Source organism: Bacillus sp. GbtcB14, assembly GCF_019091205.1.
GTDB lineage: Bacteria > Bacillota > Bacilli > Bacillales > Bacillaceae_G > Bacillus_A > Bacillus_A cereus_AG.
Genome location: NZ_JAGXJT010000018.1, coordinates 1 through 17,132 on the forward strand (window position 1 = coordinate 1; position 17,132 = coordinate 17,132).

Here is a 17,132-nt window from a genome sequence, read left to right on the forward strand (position 1 = left end):
GACTAGCAGGGCTTACTGATATATTTAATTAACTTTCGTTATAATTGGTTAAATAAATCGTAACAGTTAGTTACCCTCTAACGGGACTCCTGAAAAAGCCCATACATAAACAAATACAAGTGCTATAAAAATAAACCAGCGATACACACTCGGTTTCTTCGGTTTTGGTACGATTAACGTCGTTTTACTCATTATAATTTCTCCCGTAACAATGTACTTACATAATCAATTAACAATACAACAACAAGGGTATAGATAATAATAGATGCAGTTTGTTGATATTGTAAAAAACCAAGTGTGCGGTCATAATATAATCCAATACCACCTGCCCCTACTAAACCTAAAACAGCTGCTGCACGTACGTTCACCTCAAATGTATAAAGAACATAGGAGACAAAATGTGCTTTCACTTGCGGAATTACCCCATACACAATCCATTGCACTTTATTTGCTCCTACTGCTGTCATCGCTTCTAATGGACCTGAATCAATCGATTCAATTGACTCATACAACAATTTCGCCACGAGCCCAATTGAGAAAAAAGTTAGAGCCAAAATACCTGGAAGTGGTCCTATTCCAAAAATAGCTACGAAAATCGCCGCTAATAATAAATCTGGTATCGTTCGGATAAAATTTAAAACCAATCGAGCTGGCCCGTACAAAAATGTACTAGTAAACACATTACTTGCCGCAAATAGTGCCAGTGGAATAGCTAAAATCGCTCCTAAAGTCGTCCCAATAATCGCCATACGTATTGTATCTAACATCGCTGTTGTAATAACTTGAAAATAACTCCAATCAGGCGGCACCATCTCTTTTAACAAATCAATCATATTAGGAAAACCAACTGCTAGTTTTGAAAATGATGCGTCGACCTGTACACTGCTTCCCCACAACAGTAAAATGACTAGAATAGCCGTTAACATATGTTTCAACTTACTCGGCGGCTTCGGTATCGATTTCGAATATATCGTCACGTCATTCATTTAACTGCCACCTCTAATAATTCACTTTTCTGCGCTACGTCTCCATAAATTTCAGCAAATTTTTCATCCGTTGCTTCTTCTACTGAACCATCAAAAACAATTTCGCCTGCATGTAATCCAATAATGCGTGTCGCATATTGCCTAGCTAAATCAATAGAATGTAAGTTTACAATTGTTGTAATTCCAAAATCTTCATTAATTTTTTTCAAATCATCTAATACTTGCTTTGTTGTTAGCGGATCTAACGACGCAACAGGTTCATCTGCCAATATGATTTTCGCTTCTTGCGCCAACGCTCTAGCAATCGATACACGTTGCTGTTGTCCTCCTGATAATTCATCAGCTCGCGCATATGCTTTTTCTAAAATATTCACCCTTTTTAACGATTGAAAGGCAAGCTCCAAATCTTCTTTTGGAAATAGACCTAACGTTGTACGTAAAGTCGAATGATACCCAACACGCCCAGCTAATACATTCTTCAATACCGATGATCGCTTTACAAGGTTAAAACTTTGAAAAATCATACCAATATCCCGGCGCATGCGACGTAATCCTTTTCCTTTTGCAGCAGTTATAGATTCACCTTCAATCATGATTTCGCCTTCTGTAATCTCATGAAGACGGTTTACAGATCTTAGAAGTGTAGACTTTCCAGCCCCAGACAGCCCTACCATTACAACAAACTCACCTTTTTGAATGTTCAAGTTTATATTATTCAATCCTTTTGTACCATTCGGATACACTTTGGAGACATTTCGAAACTCTATCACACATCTTACCTACCTTCTATATATTCCAAACGGCAAACTAACTGAAAATAAACCCTTCTTCCAGTTAGCTGCCATTTCCATATGTATTATTGCGTTTTTACTTTCTTTCCATATTCACGAACGATATCAAATTTACTATCATCAGATTTAACATATCCTTCATGTGAATATACTTCTTTAATGATTTTGTGACCTTCCTCATTCTTTCCTATTTCAATGAAAGCATCCTGTAATTTCTTGCTCCACTCTGCATCTAAATCAGAGCGTACCGAAATCGTATCGTTTGGAATTTTCTCCGTAAATTTCACTATTTTCGTTTGATCAAATATATTTGGATAATCTTTTTTTACAATATTACGAGCATCTTGGAATACAACAGCTGCATCTACATCACCATTTAAAAGAGCAATAAGCGACTGATCGTGACCTTTTAATGTAACAGGTTTCACATCCTTTAACGGATCAACCCCCTCTTTTAACAGTACAGCTGCAGGCCATACATACCCCGCTGATGACGTTACGTCTTGATAACCAATTTTTTTACCTTTTAAATCTTTTACACTGTTAATGTTAGAATCTTTCTTAACAACAAACTCAGATTTATAAAAGTCTACTAAATCTTTTGTAGGAGCTCCCGTTTCATCATCTACTCCAAAACGTTGTGCTTGTAAAATTACGTTTGCAGCCTTTTTCTCATGCGCTAGCACATACGCTGTTGGAGGTAAAAAACCTACATCTACTTGCTTAGATGCCATCGCTTCTACAATTGTATTGTAATTCGTTGAAATACTAACTTTTACCGGAATATTTAATTTATCACTTAATAGCTTTTCCAATGGTTTTGCCTTCGCCTCTAACGTATCTGCATTTTGAGAAGGAACAAATTGAACATTTAAAGTCTTCGGTACATACCCTTTTTTCGTATCTTCATTTTTACTTGCACTTGATTCCTTCGTTCCACAGCCACTCAATAATCCTGCTGCAATTACAACCGTTGTACTCATCGCAAAAACTTTTTTCAACATATTAATGCCTCCATTTTTGTTGTTATAAAATAACCTTCCGTAAACATGAAGAAATATATCACATATTTTTACAAATAATTGCTTATTTACAGAATCTTTACACATTCTATACATTCTCATTAAAATTCTCTTCATATATTTGATATGCTTAAATAGTAGATAACAATAGAAAAGGTGAATAATATTGAATCAAAATCAAATTGTAACTTTAAACATCTTATTAACAAGCGATATACATGGTACTGTTTATCCAATTCACTACCAAGATAACTCTCAAGCTGAAATTGGTTTAGCTAAAATTTCTACTCTTATAAAAAAAGAACGTTCCCAAAATAGAAACGTTCTTTTAATTGATAACGGTGACTTCATACAAGGAACACCCTTTACTTATCATTACGCTACATACAAAAAAGATAAGAAAAACCCAATGTCCTTATTAGCGAACTATTTAAACTATGATGCTGCAGTTATCGGGAATCATGAATTTAATTATGGAATGGACGTATTAAATCATGCTATTTCTACTGCGAACTTCCCGTATCTATCAGCAAATATTTTAGATACAAACAGAAAAGAACCTTATTTCGGGAAACCATATATGATAAAACATATTGAATCAAATATAAAAATTGCTATTTTAGGGATGACAACGCATTACATTCCTAATTGGGAACAACCTCATCACATTCAAGATCTACAATTTGAAGATGCATTAGAAACAACAAAAAAATGGGTTTCTTACATTCGCGAACAAGAGCAACCAGATTTACTAATCGTAGCGTATCATGGAGGATTTGAACGCGATTTACAAACCGGGGTACCGACTGAAGTTTTAACAGGTGAAAACCAAGGTTATGCAATGTGCCATAAAATTGAAGGCATAGATATTTTACTAACAGGCCACCAACACCGGGAAATCGCTCACACCGTAATAAATGGTGTAACAGTTTTACAAACTGGATGCAATGGACACTCCGTCGGAAAAATAACAGTAACATTCGAGAAAACAGAACAAAAATGGGTAAAAAAAGAGAGTTATTCACAATTATTGCCCGTGCGTGGAATTACTGCGGACCAACATATGCTTTCCTTGGTTGCCGATTATGAAGAGGAAACACAAAATTGGCTCGATCAACCTATTGGATTAATCTATGGGGACATGCAAATTTCAGATGCTATGCAAACTCGTTTGCAAGACCATCCTTTTATTGAATTTATAAATAAAATACAGATGGATATAGCTAATGTTTCCATTTCTTGTACAAGCTTATTCCATAATCTATCTCCAGGTTTCCCTAATCGCGTAACAATGCGTGACATCGTTTCTAATTATATTTATCCAAATACATTAAAAGTAATTAGAATAACTGGAGCGGATATAAAAGATGCCCTTGAACTCTCTGCTTCTTATTTCACATTAAAAGCAGATGAAACTATCATTGTAAATCCTACCTACATAGAACCAAAGCCGCAACACTATAATTACGATATGTGGGAAGGAATTTCGTACGTATTAAACATTTCCAAACCAATTGGAGAGAGAGTCGAATCCTTACAGTATAAAGGAGCTCCCCTTCATATGAATGAAGAATATGACGTCGTTATGAATAATTATCGCGCAAGCGGCGGAGGGAACTTCTTTATGTTTCAAAATAAGCCCGTAATAAAAGACATACCAACAGATATGTCTGAACTTATCGCTAACTATATATTGAAGCACAAAAAGATAGAAGCAACAGTCAATAACAACTGGAAAGTTATTAAATAACGGATATAATAAATAAAAAAGATGGGCCTCGCCCATCTTTTAGTTTAATTTTGCATTATCTTGCTTTTTTAAAGCTTTTAATTTCGCCGGTGTAACATCAGTACCTTCTTCGTTAACAACTTTGATCCCTTTAAGTTCGTTTAACATATTTTGACGAAATCCTTTTAAATATTGTTCACGTAGCGATTGGCGCTCACGTTGTTCTTCTTCAGTTAAGCCTTCAGCTTTTGCTTTTTTCGCTAAGAAGTTAATGCGTTCAATGAGTTCGTGACTTTGCATCTCGAATCCCCCTTTTACTCAAAACTGATTATTATCATACAATAGTTAGTCCTCTTTATCAAGCAATTGCTTTGTATATTCTACATATCTTCGGTGTACTGTTGCTTTTGAAACATCATGACCAAAACCACGAAGTGTTGCTGCAATTTCTTCAAAAGTTAATTCATTCCGGCGTAAACGTACAATTTCCTCAATTGGCACTTCTTTTTTCTCACGTCCTATACTTAAATGACGATTTTTCAAATTATTCTCCGGACGAAATCCTTTCTCTACCGCCCTTTGCATGCCACGTTTAATTTTTAAATTGTGGATCTTTCTTTGATACTCTTCAACAATCCCAATTATATCTAGTACCATCGAATCAGAATCAGAGAGTTCTAATTCTCCATTATGCGTATGCGTATATACTTTTATTCCCTCTTTATGTAAACAGTGCATTAATGCAATCTTTGCATTCCCTCTACCAAGGCGCGTTTCATCTTGTATGAGAAGTACATCAACTTGTTCATCGCGAATTGTATCTAGCACTTCTAATATGCCATCACGTTCAATTGTATAACCGCTAGCCTGCTCTTCAATCACCTTTGCAACATTCATTTGATAGCGCTCAGCTAAATGCAATAATTCATCTTTTTGACGCAATAATGATGTTTCCTGTTCTTCTTTTGTCGTGCTCACACGTGCATAAATAATTGCATTCATTTTGAACCCTTCTTTCTCACTATATTTTCCTTATAGTGTATCATAAATTCGCCTTTCGTTCGAACTTATGTTTGTAGAATGTTTTTTCGCATGTTATACTTATTAATAAGAAAAATGAAAGAAAACGAGGTGTTAGAAAACATGGAAAAGTTAACGAAACGCCAGCAAGACATTCTCGACTTTATTAAGCTAAAAGTACAAGAAAAAGGATATCCACCTTCCGTACGTGAAATCGGTCAAGCAGTCGGCCTCGCTTCTAGTTCTACAGTGCACGGACATTTATCACGACTAGAAGAAAAAGGATATATTCGACGCGATCCAACAAAACCACGAGCAATTGAAATTTTAGGTGACAACCGAATGGATACAGAAACACAATCTGTTATTCAAGTTCCAATTGTCGGAAAAGTTACTGCTGGATTACCGATTACAGCAGTTGAAAGTGTAGAAGATCACTTCCCACTTCCAGCTAGCATTGTTGCTGGAGCAGACCAAGTATTTATGTTACGTATTTCCGGAGATAGTATGATTGAAGCTGGTATTTTCGATGGGGATTTAGTTGTTGTTCGCCAACAACAGTCTGCATACAACGGTGAAATTGTAGTCGCTTTAACAGAAGATAACGAAGCAACTGTTAAACGTTTCTATAAAGAAAAAGACCATTTCCGTCTACAACCGGAAAACTCTTCATTAGAACCTATCATTTTAAAACAAGTGTCAGTTATAGGAAAAGTAATTGGCGTATATCGTGATTTACATTAAGAATAATAAAAGAAGATAATTACCTTATTTATATACGGTAATTATCTTCTTTTTTTGTATTTTGATAGATTTTCATACATTCTATTTCTTATGAACGAGTTTCAATCGTCACATCGCCAGCAGCTGTTTTACCGCTAATATTTTTACTACCATTGCCAATTGTTATATTTTTATTTTCTTCATTAAAAATCATTACGTCGCCAGCAGCGCTTCGCCCACTTATTACTGCATCTTGTGGTTTTTCTAATAAAGTAATATCTACATCCCCAGCAGTTGAACTTGCCTCTACATCATACTTAGGATCATGATCCATAACATATACATCCCCACTAGCCGTTTTCGCTATTACTTTCCCTATTACCTTTTTAAAGTTCACCTCACCAGCTTTTGTAGATCCCTCCACACTCTTAGCTGTGATATGTTTCAAATCTACTTCTCCAGCGAGTGTCCCCACACTTACACGATCACTTTTCACATCACTTATTTCTATTTGTCCAGCGGATGAATTTACTTTTATCTCTTGATAAGAACGTTCAGGCACGAGGAGAGTTATTGTAGACGTTTGAAACCTAAAATCATAAAAAGAAAAATCAAATGAAGCTCCTTTTTCTCTTTCCCCAATAATTTTTAATGTGTCACCATCTTCAGCAATATGAATCTCTTGTTTACGTACATCTCCTGATTGCTTTACATAAAAAGAAGAATCGGGAGATTTTTGGACAACAATATCCCCAGCATCTAACTTAACTTCTATATTTTTTAGTGTTTCGTTTTTAATTACGTTTTCTTTATTTCCTTCTTCTGCACTTTGCACTGCTTTTTCGTATGTTTGTGAAATCCCTATTACTCCAATAATGATACAAGCGATTGCTACTAACAATATTTTTTTCATCATCTACTCCCCTTTTATCATTTTGAAGTTCCATACTACATAACGTACGCATAACTTTTTAAACCACTTCGTACTATAATAAGCGATAATACATAACAACAAACCTACTCCAACAAACGTTATACTAACGAATAAATCCAACCATATAAAAGTACCCATAAATACTTTTCCAATAACGAAAAATGGTGTCACTACACTAGCAATTCCACCGATCCAGAAGGAAAATATAAACGCAATAATTGCAACTAACGGGCCTAACACAATAATGAAATTAAATAAGCTAAGTCCAATCGCTGCCATGACAGCCCTTGTTATATTCGAAGTAGATGGGTCCTTTTTCATTTCATCAAAACGATACAAAGCAAGTAAATCCTTCGCAATTACTTTCGGAGAGCCAAGACCCTTTATTATTTCCGATTCAGTTTTCCCCTCTTCTATCCCAAACTGAAAATGCTCTTCATAATCAAATAAAATATCTTTCCTCTCTTCTTCCGGTAACTTTCTAAGATGACTTGATAATTCTTTAAGAAACTGTTCTTTACTCATCCCATTCCACCCCTTCAATAATTTCTTGTACGCCTTTTGCAAAATCACGCCACTCTGTTACTAACAAATTCAGTTGCGTTTCCCCTTGCTCAGTTAGTTGATAATATTTACGAGGCGGTCCCTCCGTAGATTCTTTCAAATACGTTTGAAAATATCCTTCTTTCGTTAAACGACGTAATAAAGGATACACTGACCCTTCTGATATTAAAAACTTATTTGAGATTTGCTGAACAAGTTCATAACCGTAACAATCCTTACGTTTCACAAGTGCTAAAACACACAGTTCTAACACACCTTTTTTAAACTGAACGTTCAAGGTCAGTCCCCCTTTCTCATTCCAGTACTGTTCAATACACGGTACCTGTTGTATCCATAATATACCACTTAGTATTATTCATTGCAAGGTACTCATTTATATTTACTCCCTAAATGTAGAAAACGTACAAATAAAAGCCTGAATAATGTCCTGTTATAACTGAACATCACTCAGGCTTTTATTCGATTCGAACTACATGAATACAAAAATCCATTCACTCTTTCCCCTCTAAGAACCAACTTCTACTTGTTTACCTAATAAATTACGAAACACACCTTTTCTCTCTCGAGCTAGTTGGTTAAACTCACCTCGTTGAACAACCTCTCCTTTATCTATCACAATTACTTGATCAGCATTACGTATTGTTGATAGACGATGAGCAATTACGATAATAGTCATTTGACCCTTTAACTTCTCTAATGCACTTTGAATTAACGCTTCATTTTCTGAATCTAACGCACTTGTTGCCTCATCTAAAACTAGAATAGAAGGTTTTCTTAAAATTGCTCGTGCCAAAACTAATCGTTGCCTCTCCCCACCCGAAAGTTTAACTCCTCTATCCCCAATAAAAGTATCAAGTCCATTCGGAAGCGCTTGTACAAATTCAGCAGCGGCCGCGAAATTTAATGCAGCCCAAATCTGATCTTCACTTGCATTTGGCTCAATCATCAATAAATTTTCTCTTATGCTCGCATTAAATAGGAAGGGGTCCTGCTGAACATAGCTAATAGATTTCCTTAAAGCCAATAAATTATCACTTGTAATAGTCGCATCATCTATTAATACTTGTCCTTTTTCCGGTTGAATAAGCCCCATTAAAATATCAATTAATGTACTTTTTCCAGCACCCGATCGCCCAACAATTGCTGTCATACGATTGGTTGGGATTTGCACATTAATATTTTGTAGAGCGTATACATGTTCGTTTTCATTGTAACGGAAATATACGTTTCGGCATTCAATCCCTTTTCTTATAGACATTGGTTTTACATGTTTATAACACTGTTCTATATCTTGTAATTCCTTTGCTGTCTTACACTCTTCTTGTAATTCTATTAAAGACTTAAAAGCAGGAATACTTGCAGCTAGTTGCTCAAGATTGGATTGAATGCTTGTAAATCTTGGCCATAGCCTTGAAAAAATAAGAATAATTAATAATAGTTGTCCTGGCTGAGCTTGGAATAGTTTTATAGATGTAAAAATAAGAAATGCAATTAAAATAGACGATGCAATTTTATAAAAAAGTTGTGAACTATTTTTTAGTTTCATAAATGCTAGTTGTTCTTGCTCTATCCTTTGGCACCAAGTGTGTAACCATGTATATCTAGATTCTTCTAACGTATTACTTTTTATATCTTTAATCCCGTTAAAATGATCTGTTATGCCGCCAAGATAACTTCTAGCTACCTCCGATTTTTGATTGCCGAGCGCTTTTGATTTTTTTATAAAATGTCTAGAAAAAAAAGCAAGAACTAAACCAGCAAATAGAACAAAGAGAGTTATCGTTGTAGAAAGCCATAAAGCAATTCCAACTTGTATTAATGTAAAAATAAGAGCAGTTAACATCTGAAAAAATAAGTTTGTTCCATTAACAACACGTCCTAATTCTTCAGTCAAAGCATTGATTAAATCGGACTTTCTCTTTTTCACAAAAAAAACCCAATTAGCTTGTAATAATGTACGATATATTTCCAATCTTATATGGTTTGTAAAATTTATAAGAATTTTCATATTTCTAAGGGTAAGATTTTGTTGCAAGAGGGATTGAGCTACTACCAAAAAAATATAAACACTTAAAATAATCAACAAGCTCAATGTTTCAGGGATATTATGCAAAAGTTCAAACACTTCTGAGCCTGGAGTTGATCCACTATTTACCTTTACAATTCCACTGACACTTATCATAGGGATTAATAAAAGAATGCCAATCCCCTCTAAAAGGCTAACCAAGGACATTCCTAATAAATTTAAATATAATGTTTTTCCAGAAAAACAATGTAACTTCTTAGCAAAGTACAAGAGATTTTTCATTTCTATGTCCCCCTATGATAATACATGCTTTCTCGCTTTCCTCCAGGTACATAGAATAGGACGTAAAGGAAAGTACAAAAAATGAAAATATTTAGGTAATGGTAACGTCTTTGCATCAATTGGATAAGGATAAAAATAACTAATAATAAATAAAATTTTTTGTTGATTTGACATTAATGAAAATAAATGACGACTGTGATACGCTGCTACTTCATCTGGAACAGGATCCGTATGTAAGTTTATCATTTTTCTAATATAAAATAGTGCATCTTGTGCTAATTTTCTAGAGCGTCTTTGATCTGTCAATACTTTCATTTCTTCAGAGAGTGTTGCATTTAAAAGCTCAGTAGCTAGAATTAGTGCCTGGCCTCCTACATGCCCACATTGATATGTTGTGAATAACTTGTAAACTTCTTTCCAATCAAGTCCTTGCTTGACCATTTGATTTATATCTAATAACCAACGCAATCGAGACCAGCCATGACGTGCCCCATGAGAAATCAGAAATAAAAACAAGTCTTCTCTTCCTAATTGATATATAGATTCACTTGTAAGTGTGCTTGTTCGTTTTCGCTCCCACAGTGCCTCAAAGCTTGGCTCCTTTCCTGGTCCAGGGTGTAATCTCCAATGAATTTCAATTTTAATTTGCTTTTGCTGATGAAAAAATTCCACATGATGATGTCTCCATTTCCAATCGTTTAATATTGTTTGAATATCACCATCCTTTACGTAGCCTTGTTCTAAAAGAAGTTTTTCTGCTTTTTTCAGCTGATGAATTGGAATAAGAACATCCAAATCAGAGGATGTTCGCAAGGAAATATCCCCATATAGGTCATGAGCAAGTTGCGGTCCTTTTAAAAAAAGAGTACGAATCTCATTTTCAGTAAACAGTTTACTTACTAGCTCCATTTCAGCACTTAAATGAAGCATCTGAAATGTATTCATTTTAAAATATTGATGTAAAATTTGAATAACACGTACCGGAACCAATTTTTTATCCATCTCTTTCATCTTTGGATAAATAAATGCATATACACGATGATGGATTGTTAGTTCGAGAAATCTATCCCAATCAATTTTTTCAAACCATTCCTTATTGATTTCTTGTAACTCCGTAGCATTTCTACTTTTGAGAATTTCAAGTTGCAATTTTAGCTCCTTAGCTACACCGTTTAAATCCAGTCCATAACTGTTATTCATAGTATTCTCCTTCAAGATTTTTTAACCAATTCTTCTCGCAAATTTACTAACTACGGTGAACCGTTCCATTTCTTCTGCTCCCGTTATATAAAATGGACCACTACGTAACCAAGCATGAGCAACCATCTTTCCATTCTTATCCTTTGCGGTCCCTAAATACAGAGTACTCTCAATTTGACGTCTTTTTAGCATTTCCATTCCAGCTATCGCACTCACAAGACATTTACTCTCCCAAAAAGTGTGCTGACTCATAATACGTATTGCTTCAGAAATACTTCTTAATATAAATTTATTAGATTCGTTACATTTTAAAGATGTTTCATCCATATGAGTACCTAATGTAGGAGCAATCTTAGAAAATGGCATAGATTTAAGAAAACGAGCCCATCCTAAATACATATACGCTTCTATAAATAAAAACATTGTTTTCATATCTAACGAGAAAAACTTTCTTATCTTTCGCACAATATTCATATATTCCCCTACTTCTTATACAGGATAAAATACCAGACTACTTGTTTCACCCTTCTACAATCTCAACCAAATTTTCTTCTAACAAAAGTTCTAAAAAAGAAATAACTTGCTCCTCACATATAGATTTCTCTACTTCATATTCTGACATTAATGCAGCAACTAATTGAGTAACAGATGTTGGGGTCTCAATAAAATCCCATATCGTTCCACCCATTTCACCTAAATTATAATATTTTCCATTTTGAACACTCAACATGACTTTTTCTCCATCCATATTACTGACAATGTTTCCTTTTCCTTGTACGATTGTATGGTATAATAAAATGTTTTGTTTTCGAATCATAGATTATTCCTCCTTATTTAAGGTTGCTAGAACTAAAGATGCTAGTTGATGCGCTGTAAATTCGCAAGTTGGTCGGCGTAGTCGAAATATATCAATTTTTTCGATGATCCTTGTAGAAGTACTAAAATGCCAATCCATTAATCCCAAACGTGGAATCAAAAAGTTTCGATATGAATGACGGAATAAAGTATGGAGACGCTCAAGTCTCTGAATAGGATAAATGTCAATTCCCTCTCTCTCGGTTTTAACTAATTCAAATACACCGGCAAGGGGTAATGTTTCAGTTGAAAATTGAGAATCGACTGGAACCGCATATTTAGTTTCACGTTCAAATAAAGAACAATATTGACTTGAATTCATTCCAAATGCGGTCAGGGTTTCCTGCCATAGCTTTTGCTGTGGATAGGCTGAAAAAACAAGCGGAACATGACTATCATTTGAAAAAGACACAGCTATCACATCATCACTTAGCAGCTGATATCCCTTACTTAAAAAAGCAGTAGCCAAAGTAGATTTTCCAGCCCCTGAATCTCCAATAAAAGCATAAGCCTTTCCATTTATAGCAACCGCACTCCCATGCAAAGGTAATATTTTCCTTTGCATCAATATAGTGCCCATACAAGTCCCCAGAATATAAATCCTAATCTCATTTTCATCAGCTTCATTCATCGGAGAAACACTAATCCTATTTCCATCCCTTATAGCAAACGTAGCAAGGTTAGGGAGTTGAAACATAACTAGATTATCCCTCACCAAAAATTGATTGGGTTGACCTGCTATTTCCAGCCATAACTCAGATAAATCATCAATCGTAATCAAAACATCCGGTTTATCGGATTGTTTATTTATTTGAGGTAATTCTGGTAAAATGATTTCACTTAATAAATTTAATCCAAAAGCTTTATAAATATTTTTTTTTACAGTATCAGTATCTATCATCTATATCACTCCAAATTACTAAAAGAATTAATTTAAAGGAAAAGCCCTTATCCTTTTCCATATGGTATAAGGGCAACAAAACATCTAAAAACAAATGAATTTATGATTGATGATGCGGACCAGTCGCAGGTTCACCATTGTAAGCTTCATCATGATAGCCCTCATATCCTGATGCCATAGTCATATTAATATCCAGTGTCTCTAGCACCGGAGTTTTCCACTCTTTTTTCATATTTTCACCTCCTCTCAAGAAAAGTTTTTTATAAATCGACTAACGACTAAACTCCGAATAGCAATCCTGTATTCTGGGTTTGTTGCATATTCTGGCCGGGGTCCTTCCCTAACCTTTGAAATAGCTGACTTTACCACTTTCTCATTTAAAAATTCCCAAATCCACCTCTCTGAACTAAGGCACTGAAGCTCCTCAACAAATATATGCCAAGAAGGAGCCATGCGATGAACCCAATCTACACCTTGAACCCCTCTATAATGCTGGTTCAATCTAACTTTATCCGGTAAAAAACTCTCTGTTGCCCTACGGATAAGCGCTCTGTCAAAACCATCCTGTACATATTGTTCTTCAGGTACTGATAGGCAAAAACGAATTACTCGTATATCATTTGTTGGATCACGTTTCCATAGCGAATAGCGTAAAGATTGTTTCGTTCCAAGTGTATTTGTTGCATTCCAATGGAACAACTCTTCAAAATGTCTTCTTCTTTCTTCATATATATTTGGCAAAGTTCCTCTCTCATCAATGCCATGTTCTTTTAGTTTCGTGAACACATCAGTCCTTTTTGACAACTCGGAGCTAATTAATCTAGGTGAACGATATATTTCAACGCCCGGAGTGATTTTATTAATAAGTGGGAATGCGAATTTCCAAATATATGATAAGGACTTTGTTTTTTTCACTCCAATATTTTTACTATATAAATCTAGTTCTTTATAAAGGCGAATCCACCTTAATTTTTTTAAAAGAATGGCATAATACTCTATAGCAGGTCCCCAAGATATAGATAAATTCCCCCTTCCTCCGGTTAATAATACGCCTATTCCTTCCTCATATGCTTTCTCGAAAATCCCCTTTATCCAAATAGAATTTTCGAAAAATTTATATGGCATCTCCATCATTTCAAGAAAATCATTGATCTCTAATAAAGGGTTTCTTTCTTGAAAATCTACATAATGATCTGTAATACCTTCTATATGCTCTACAGTTGATTGAATAAACGGCCTCTCGTTAGCCATCCGATACTTGGGTGTAAAATCGATAAAATCATTAGGAGGAACATAACTATATGTATATAGTCGTTTATTCTTTGCACGTAAAACCTTTGCTGCAAAGCTGACAACAGATCCTGAATCCAATCCCCCACTCAACTGGGCACCAACATGACGATATGTTCGTAATCTTGCTGTCACTGCATCTTGAAATATGTCACGGAATGCCTCTACATATTCCTCATTTGACTTTAACTTTAACTTTTCTCTTGAAGTTAAAGTACAATATCTCGTAAGCATTATCTTATCTTCAACTATCGAAATACTATGAGATGGAGGTACTTGTTCTATATTTTTATAAGGCGTCATGGTGGCATCAACTACATCAACCATTCCACATATAGCCAAATATTCAGCGAGCCATTGTTCATTTAATTGTTTTTGAACGTATGGTAAGGTTAACAACGGCTGTATTGTCGTACAAAATGCAAATCGCTGTTGATTCTTGTAATAGTAAAGAGTTCGACTCCCAGAAAAATCTCTTGCCCCAAACAATTTTTGCTTTCGCTCATCCCAAATCATAAAAGCAAAATCGCCTACTAAATATTTTGGGGTTTCTTCTCCCCATCTTTGATAGGAAAGCAAGATTAATTCGCTGTCTGTCATTTTTTTTCTATCAGCATAATCCACTTGCAGTCTTCCAAATAACTCATCACGATTATCGATAATGGCGTCTGCTGTAATTGATAATTTCCTTTCATAATCATAAAATGGTAATTGTTCACCGATAGACTCTGGTGTAATCCATTGTGCGTGACACCCAAGGAAGACGTTATTTTTGTGCCATATTTGAACATCGTCAGCAGGATATTTTTGCAAATCATTCATTACTCTCGTAATGTGCTCAATCGATATAGGTTCATCATTAAAATGTAAAATCCCAGTTATAGCACTCATTTTCCCCTCCCGTTATGCAACAACAATAAGTAAAGCCCAATCGAATCAAGTAAAACTCTCATCAGCTTAACTTAGTCATTTTCACTGATAATTGCTCCTCACGAATTGGGCTTTTACAGACAGTTCCTCTACAGCTACATACACTTTATTGTTCTTTGAATATTCTTTTTAGAGAACGATTATATTTAGTTCAACAAAATAATAAGAAAATATTGATAGCTATTATGATCTATCTTTCAATATATAGCTGTGTTTTAATTTGATTAAAGAAGGACATTAATAAGATAAAATTAGCATTTCATCTTTACTCTGTCAATTAATAGACTGAACTTTCTGGTTATAATTAATTAGAAACCTTTATAATGAACTCTCCTACTTATTCTTTAACCTTGTCCACAAATATAGATATTTTCTACACCATCTTGGTAAGCTAAGAAAAGTTAAAGCAATATATCTCCATACATCTGATCTTGCTGTATTTAAAACAACAGCGTAGCTATCTGTAATATTATAAATGATATCTTCAAGCTCTCGTTACCCACTTACTTCCTCTACAATATATGCACCGATAGTTTGTTGTTGTCCATAATAATCCACCCATTATCAGTTTCTACAATTTTCATTTTTTGTACATTCAAACTTTATCCTCATGATATCAACTTCCAAAAACTATCAACTATTCTTATTCGTGTTTAACCAACTTTCAAAAGTAATCTTTCAAATGAAAGAGCCTCCTAAATTTACACACAACATCCAGAAAGCGGTTCATTTTACAAAGCATTTTTGATACATTGAATTACTCTTTGTAGTTCCCTGTCTTCCATATTAGAACCAGAAGGAAGACAAATACCTTCTTTAAATAATTGTTCACCCACATGAGTATTTCCGCTATGAGGATAATATTTCATTGTTTTAAAAAGCGGCTGCATATGAAGTGGTTTCCAAACAGAGCGAGCCTCGATATTCTCTTCGGCTAGTACTCCCAATAGTGATTCTATAGATATACCTGCTTCTTTTTCATCAATAGTTAAAGTTGTAAGCCATCGATTCGAGCAAGTGTCTTCTAACTCGGGCATAAACTGAAACCCAGATATATTGGATAATTCTCGGTAATATTGCTCAAATATGAACCTTCTAGCCCTAACTCTTTCTTCTAACACCTCTAATTGTGCTCTTCCAACACCGGCCAATATATTACTCATTCGGTAATTGTAACCCACCACACTATGCTCGTAGTGAGATGCTAAGTCTTTTGCTTGAGTTGCTAAAAACCGCGCTTTCTGTAATGCCTCAACATCATCAGAAACCAGCATTCCCCCACCAGAGGTTGTAATAATTTTGTTACCATTAAATGAATAAATACCGAACTTTCCGAATGTTCCACTTGCTTTCCCTTTATAGGTAGAACCGAGAGATTCTGCTGCATCCTCAATAACAGGAACATCATATTCATTACATAATGAAAGAATTTCATCCATTTTCGCACTTTGTCCATATAAGTTAACAACGATAATAGCTTTTGGTAATTCCCCTGCTTTATCCGCATCACATAACGCACATTCCAATGCTTGAGGTGACATGTTCCATGTTTCCGGCTCTGAATCAATGAATATTGGTTCAGCTCCTACATAAACAATTGGATTTGCACTTGCTACAAAAGTAAGACTTGAACAAAATACTTTATCTCCTTTTTGAACCCCTAACAAACGTAAAGCCAAATGAATAGCAGCAGTGCCTGAACTAACCGCTGCAGCATCCTTTACACCAACAAAAGCTGCAAGCTCCTTTTCAAAAGCATCTACATTCGGACCAAGAGGAGCAATCCAATTTGTATCAAATGCATCCTGAATATATGTTTGTTCATTTCCGCTCATGTGCGGTGATGAGAGATAAATTCGTTTTTGTTGTATCATTACCA

Annotated in this window: 18 protein-coding genes and 1 pseudogene; 2 read left to right on the forward strand and 17 right to left on the reverse strand. The window is 35.0% G+C overall.

The annotated features are described in order from the left end of the window. Positions 1 to 72: 72 nt before the first annotated feature. The 4 genes and pseudogenes from KVT31_RS27270 to KVT31_RS27285 form a co-directional block, all read right to left on the reverse strand. Positions 73 to 192: pseudogene (locus KVT31_RS27270) on the reverse strand (phosphonate ABC transporter, permease protein PhnE); the annotation flags it as partial. Then, complete coding sequence (gene phnE / locus KVT31_RS27275; protein WP_088097368.1) at positions 192 to 986, reverse strand: phosphonate ABC transporter, permease protein PhnE; 795 nt, start codon at positions 984 to 986, stop codon at positions 192 to 194. The gene phnE and the pseudogene KVT31_RS27270, both read right to left, overlap by 1 nt. Further along, the gene (gene phnC, locus KVT31_RS27280; RefSeq protein WP_088097369.1) at positions 983 to 1,756 is read right to left on the reverse strand and encodes a phosphonate ABC transporter ATP-binding protein; all 774 of its coding nucleotides are present in this window, start codon (positions 1,754 to 1,756) and stop codon (positions 983 to 985) included. The genes phnE and phnC overlap by 4 nt, the downstream gene beginning before the upstream one ends. An 86-nt stretch (positions 1,757 to 1,842) precedes the next feature. After that, entirely contained in the window at positions 1,843 to 2,781 is a 939-nt protein-coding gene (locus KVT31_RS27285; protein WP_088097370.1) for a phosphate/phosphite/phosphonate ABC transporter substrate-binding protein, read from the reverse strand. Between the two features lie 184 nt (positions 2,782 to 2,965). Here KVT31_RS27285 and KVT31_RS27290 point away from each other — a divergent pair, with 184 nt between their 5' ends. After that, positions 2,966 to 4,549, forward strand: coding sequence for a bifunctional metallophosphatase/5'-nucleotidase (locus KVT31_RS27290; RefSeq protein WP_088097371.1), 1,584 nt, complete (start codon positions 2,966 to 2,968; stop codon positions 4,547 to 4,549). A gap of 39 nt (positions 4,550 to 4,588) precedes the next feature. On the opposite strand, the gene KVT31_RS27295 is transcribed toward KVT31_RS27290, so the two are convergent. Together KVT31_RS27295 and KVT31_RS27300 are read right to left on the reverse strand one after the other, a co-directional pair. Beyond that, positions 4,589 to 4,828 carry a DUF896 domain-containing protein gene (locus tag KVT31_RS27295; RefSeq protein ID WP_001190582.1) on the reverse strand — a complete coding sequence of 80 codons (240 nt, stop codon included), beginning with the start codon at positions 4,826 to 4,828 and terminating at the stop codon, positions 4,589 to 4,591. A 45-nt stretch (positions 4,829 to 4,873) separates the two neighbouring features. Then, positions 4,874 to 5,530 (reverse strand): YneB family resolvase-like protein, encoded by a 657-nt coding sequence (locus tag KVT31_RS27300; protein ID WP_088097372.1) that lies wholly within the window; start codon positions 5,528 to 5,530, stop codon positions 4,874 to 4,876. A 141-nt stretch (positions 5,531 to 5,671) separates the two neighbouring features. Here KVT31_RS27300 and lexA point away from each other — a divergent pair, with 141 nt between their 5' ends. Continuing rightward, the gene (gene lexA, locus KVT31_RS27305; protein ID WP_000413737.1) at positions 5,672 to 6,292 is read left to right on the forward strand and encodes a transcriptional repressor LexA; all 621 of its coding nucleotides are present in this window, start codon (positions 5,672 to 5,674) and stop codon (positions 6,290 to 6,292) included. An 88-nt stretch (positions 6,293 to 6,380) separates the two neighbouring features. Here the strand turns inward: lexA and KVT31_RS27310 are convergent, their stop codons facing one another. From KVT31_RS27310 to KVT31_RS27360, 11 genes are all read right to left on the reverse strand, one after another. Continuing rightward, positions 6,381 to 7,187, reverse strand: a complete 807-nt coding sequence (locus tag KVT31_RS27310; protein WP_088097373.1) for a DUF4097 family beta strand repeat-containing protein — start codon at positions 7,185 to 7,187, stop codon at positions 6,381 to 6,383. After that, entirely contained in the window at positions 7,188 to 7,730 is a 543-nt protein-coding gene (locus tag KVT31_RS27315; RefSeq protein WP_088097374.1) for a DUF1700 domain-containing protein, read from the reverse strand. Further along, positions 7,723 to 8,046 carry a PadR family transcriptional regulator gene (locus tag KVT31_RS27320; RefSeq protein ID WP_001102620.1) on the reverse strand — a complete coding sequence of 108 codons (324 nt, stop codon included), beginning with the start codon at positions 8,044 to 8,046 and terminating at the stop codon, positions 7,723 to 7,725. The genes KVT31_RS27315 and KVT31_RS27320 overlap by 8 nt, the downstream gene beginning before the upstream one ends. 228 nt (positions 8,047 to 8,274) lie before the next feature. After that, entirely contained in the window at positions 8,275 to 10,077 is a 1,803-nt protein-coding gene (locus KVT31_RS27325) for an ABC transporter ATP-binding protein (protein ID WP_088097375.1), read from the reverse strand. A gap of 12 nt (positions 10,078 to 10,089) precedes the next feature. Next, positions 10,090 to 11,277, reverse strand: coding sequence for a nucleotidyltransferase domain-containing protein (locus KVT31_RS27330; protein WP_088097376.1), 1,188 nt, complete (start codon positions 11,275 to 11,277; stop codon positions 10,090 to 10,092). 21 nt (positions 11,278 to 11,298) lie between these two features. Further along, on the reverse strand, positions 11,299 to 11,751 hold the full coding sequence (locus tag KVT31_RS27335; RefSeq protein WP_088097377.1) for a lasso peptide biosynthesis B2 protein: 453 nt from the start codon (positions 11,749 to 11,751) through the stop codon (positions 11,299 to 11,301). Positions 11,752 to 11,797: 46 nt separating this feature from the next. After that, a complete protein-coding gene (locus KVT31_RS27340; RefSeq protein WP_088097378.1) occupies positions 11,798 to 12,094 on the reverse strand; it encodes a lasso peptide biosynthesis PqqD family chaperone in 297 nt (98 codons plus the stop codon). Positions 12,095 to 12,097: 3 nt separating this feature from the next. Then, positions 12,098 to 13,033: a phosphoenolpyruvate carboxykinase (ATP) gene (locus tag KVT31_RS27345; RefSeq protein WP_088097379.1), complete on the reverse strand. Its 936-nt coding sequence runs from the start codon at positions 13,031 to 13,033 to the stop codon at positions 12,098 to 12,100. A gap of 100 nt (positions 13,034 to 13,133) precedes the next feature. Continuing rightward, positions 13,134 to 13,265, reverse strand: a complete 132-nt coding sequence (locus KVT31_RS27350; RefSeq protein ID WP_140392528.1) for a paeninodin family lasso peptide — start codon at positions 13,263 to 13,265, stop codon at positions 13,134 to 13,136. A 14-nt stretch (positions 13,266 to 13,279) separates the two neighbouring features. Continuing rightward, a complete protein-coding gene (locus KVT31_RS27355; protein WP_088097380.1) occupies positions 13,280 to 15,214 on the reverse strand; it encodes a lasso peptide isopeptide bond-forming cyclase in 1,935 nt (644 codons plus the stop codon). Positions 15,215 to 15,984: 770 nt separating this feature from the next. Continuing rightward, entirely contained in the window at positions 15,985 to 17,127 is a 1,143-nt protein-coding gene (locus KVT31_RS27360; RefSeq protein ID WP_371879168.1) for an aminotransferase class I/II-fold pyridoxal phosphate-dependent enzyme, read from the reverse strand. Positions 17,128 to 17,132: the final 5 nt, after the last annotated feature.

Bases quoted from the DNA above. Each gene is read 5' to 3' on its own strand.
- phnE (WP_088097368.1), bottom strand. From the start codon at position 986: ATGAATGACGTGACGATATATTCGAAATCGATACCGAAGCCGCCGAGT.
- KVT31_RS27285 (WP_088097370.1), bottom strand. From the start codon at position 2,781: ATGTTGAAAAAAGTTTTTGCGATGAGTACAACGGTTGTAATTGCAGCA.
- KVT31_RS27295 (WP_001190582.1), bottom strand. From the start codon at position 4,828: ATGCAAAGTCACGAACTCATTGAACGCATTAACTTCTTAGCGAAAAAA.
- KVT31_RS27300 (WP_088097372.1), bottom strand. From the start codon at position 5,530: ATGAATGCAATTATTTATGCACGTGTGAGCACGACAAAAGAAGAACAG.
- lexA (WP_000413737.1), top strand. From the start codon at position 5,672: ATGGAAAAGTTAACGAAACGCCAGCAAGACATTCTCGACTTTATTAAG.
- KVT31_RS27310 (WP_088097373.1), bottom strand. From the start codon at position 7,187: ATGATGAAAAAAATATTGTTAGTAGCAATCGCTTGTATCATTATTGGA.
- KVT31_RS27315 (WP_088097374.1), bottom strand. From the start codon at position 7,730: ATGAGTAAAGAACAGTTTCTTAAAGAATTATCAAGTCATCTTAGAAAG.
- KVT31_RS27325 (WP_088097375.1), bottom strand. From the start codon at position 10,077: ATGAAAAATCTCTTGTACTTTGCTAAGAAGTTACATTGTTTTTCTGGA.
- KVT31_RS27330 (WP_088097376.1), bottom strand. From the start codon at position 11,277: ATGAATAACAGTTATGGACTGGATTTAAACGGTGTAGCTAAGGAGCTA.
- KVT31_RS27335 (WP_088097377.1), bottom strand. From the start codon at position 11,751: ATGAATATTGTGCGAAAGATAAGAAAGTTTTTCTCGTTAGATATGAAA.
- KVT31_RS27340 (WP_088097378.1), bottom strand. From the start codon at position 12,094: ATGATTCGAAAACAAAACATTTTATTATACCATACAATCGTACAAGGA.
- KVT31_RS27345 (WP_088097379.1), bottom strand. From the start codon at position 13,033: ATGATAGATACTGATACTGTAAAAAAAAATATTTATAAAGCTTTTGGA.
- KVT31_RS27350 (WP_140392528.1), bottom strand. From the start codon at position 13,265: ATGAAAAAAGAGTGGAAAACTCCGGTGCTAGAGACACTGGATATTAAT.
- KVT31_RS27355 (WP_088097380.1), bottom strand. From the start codon at position 15,214: ATGAGTGCTATAACTGGGATTTTACATTTTAATGATGAACCTATATCG.
- KVT31_RS27360 (WP_371879168.1), bottom strand. From the start codon at position 17,127: ATGATACAACAAAAACGAATTTATCTCTCATCACCGCACATGAGCGGA.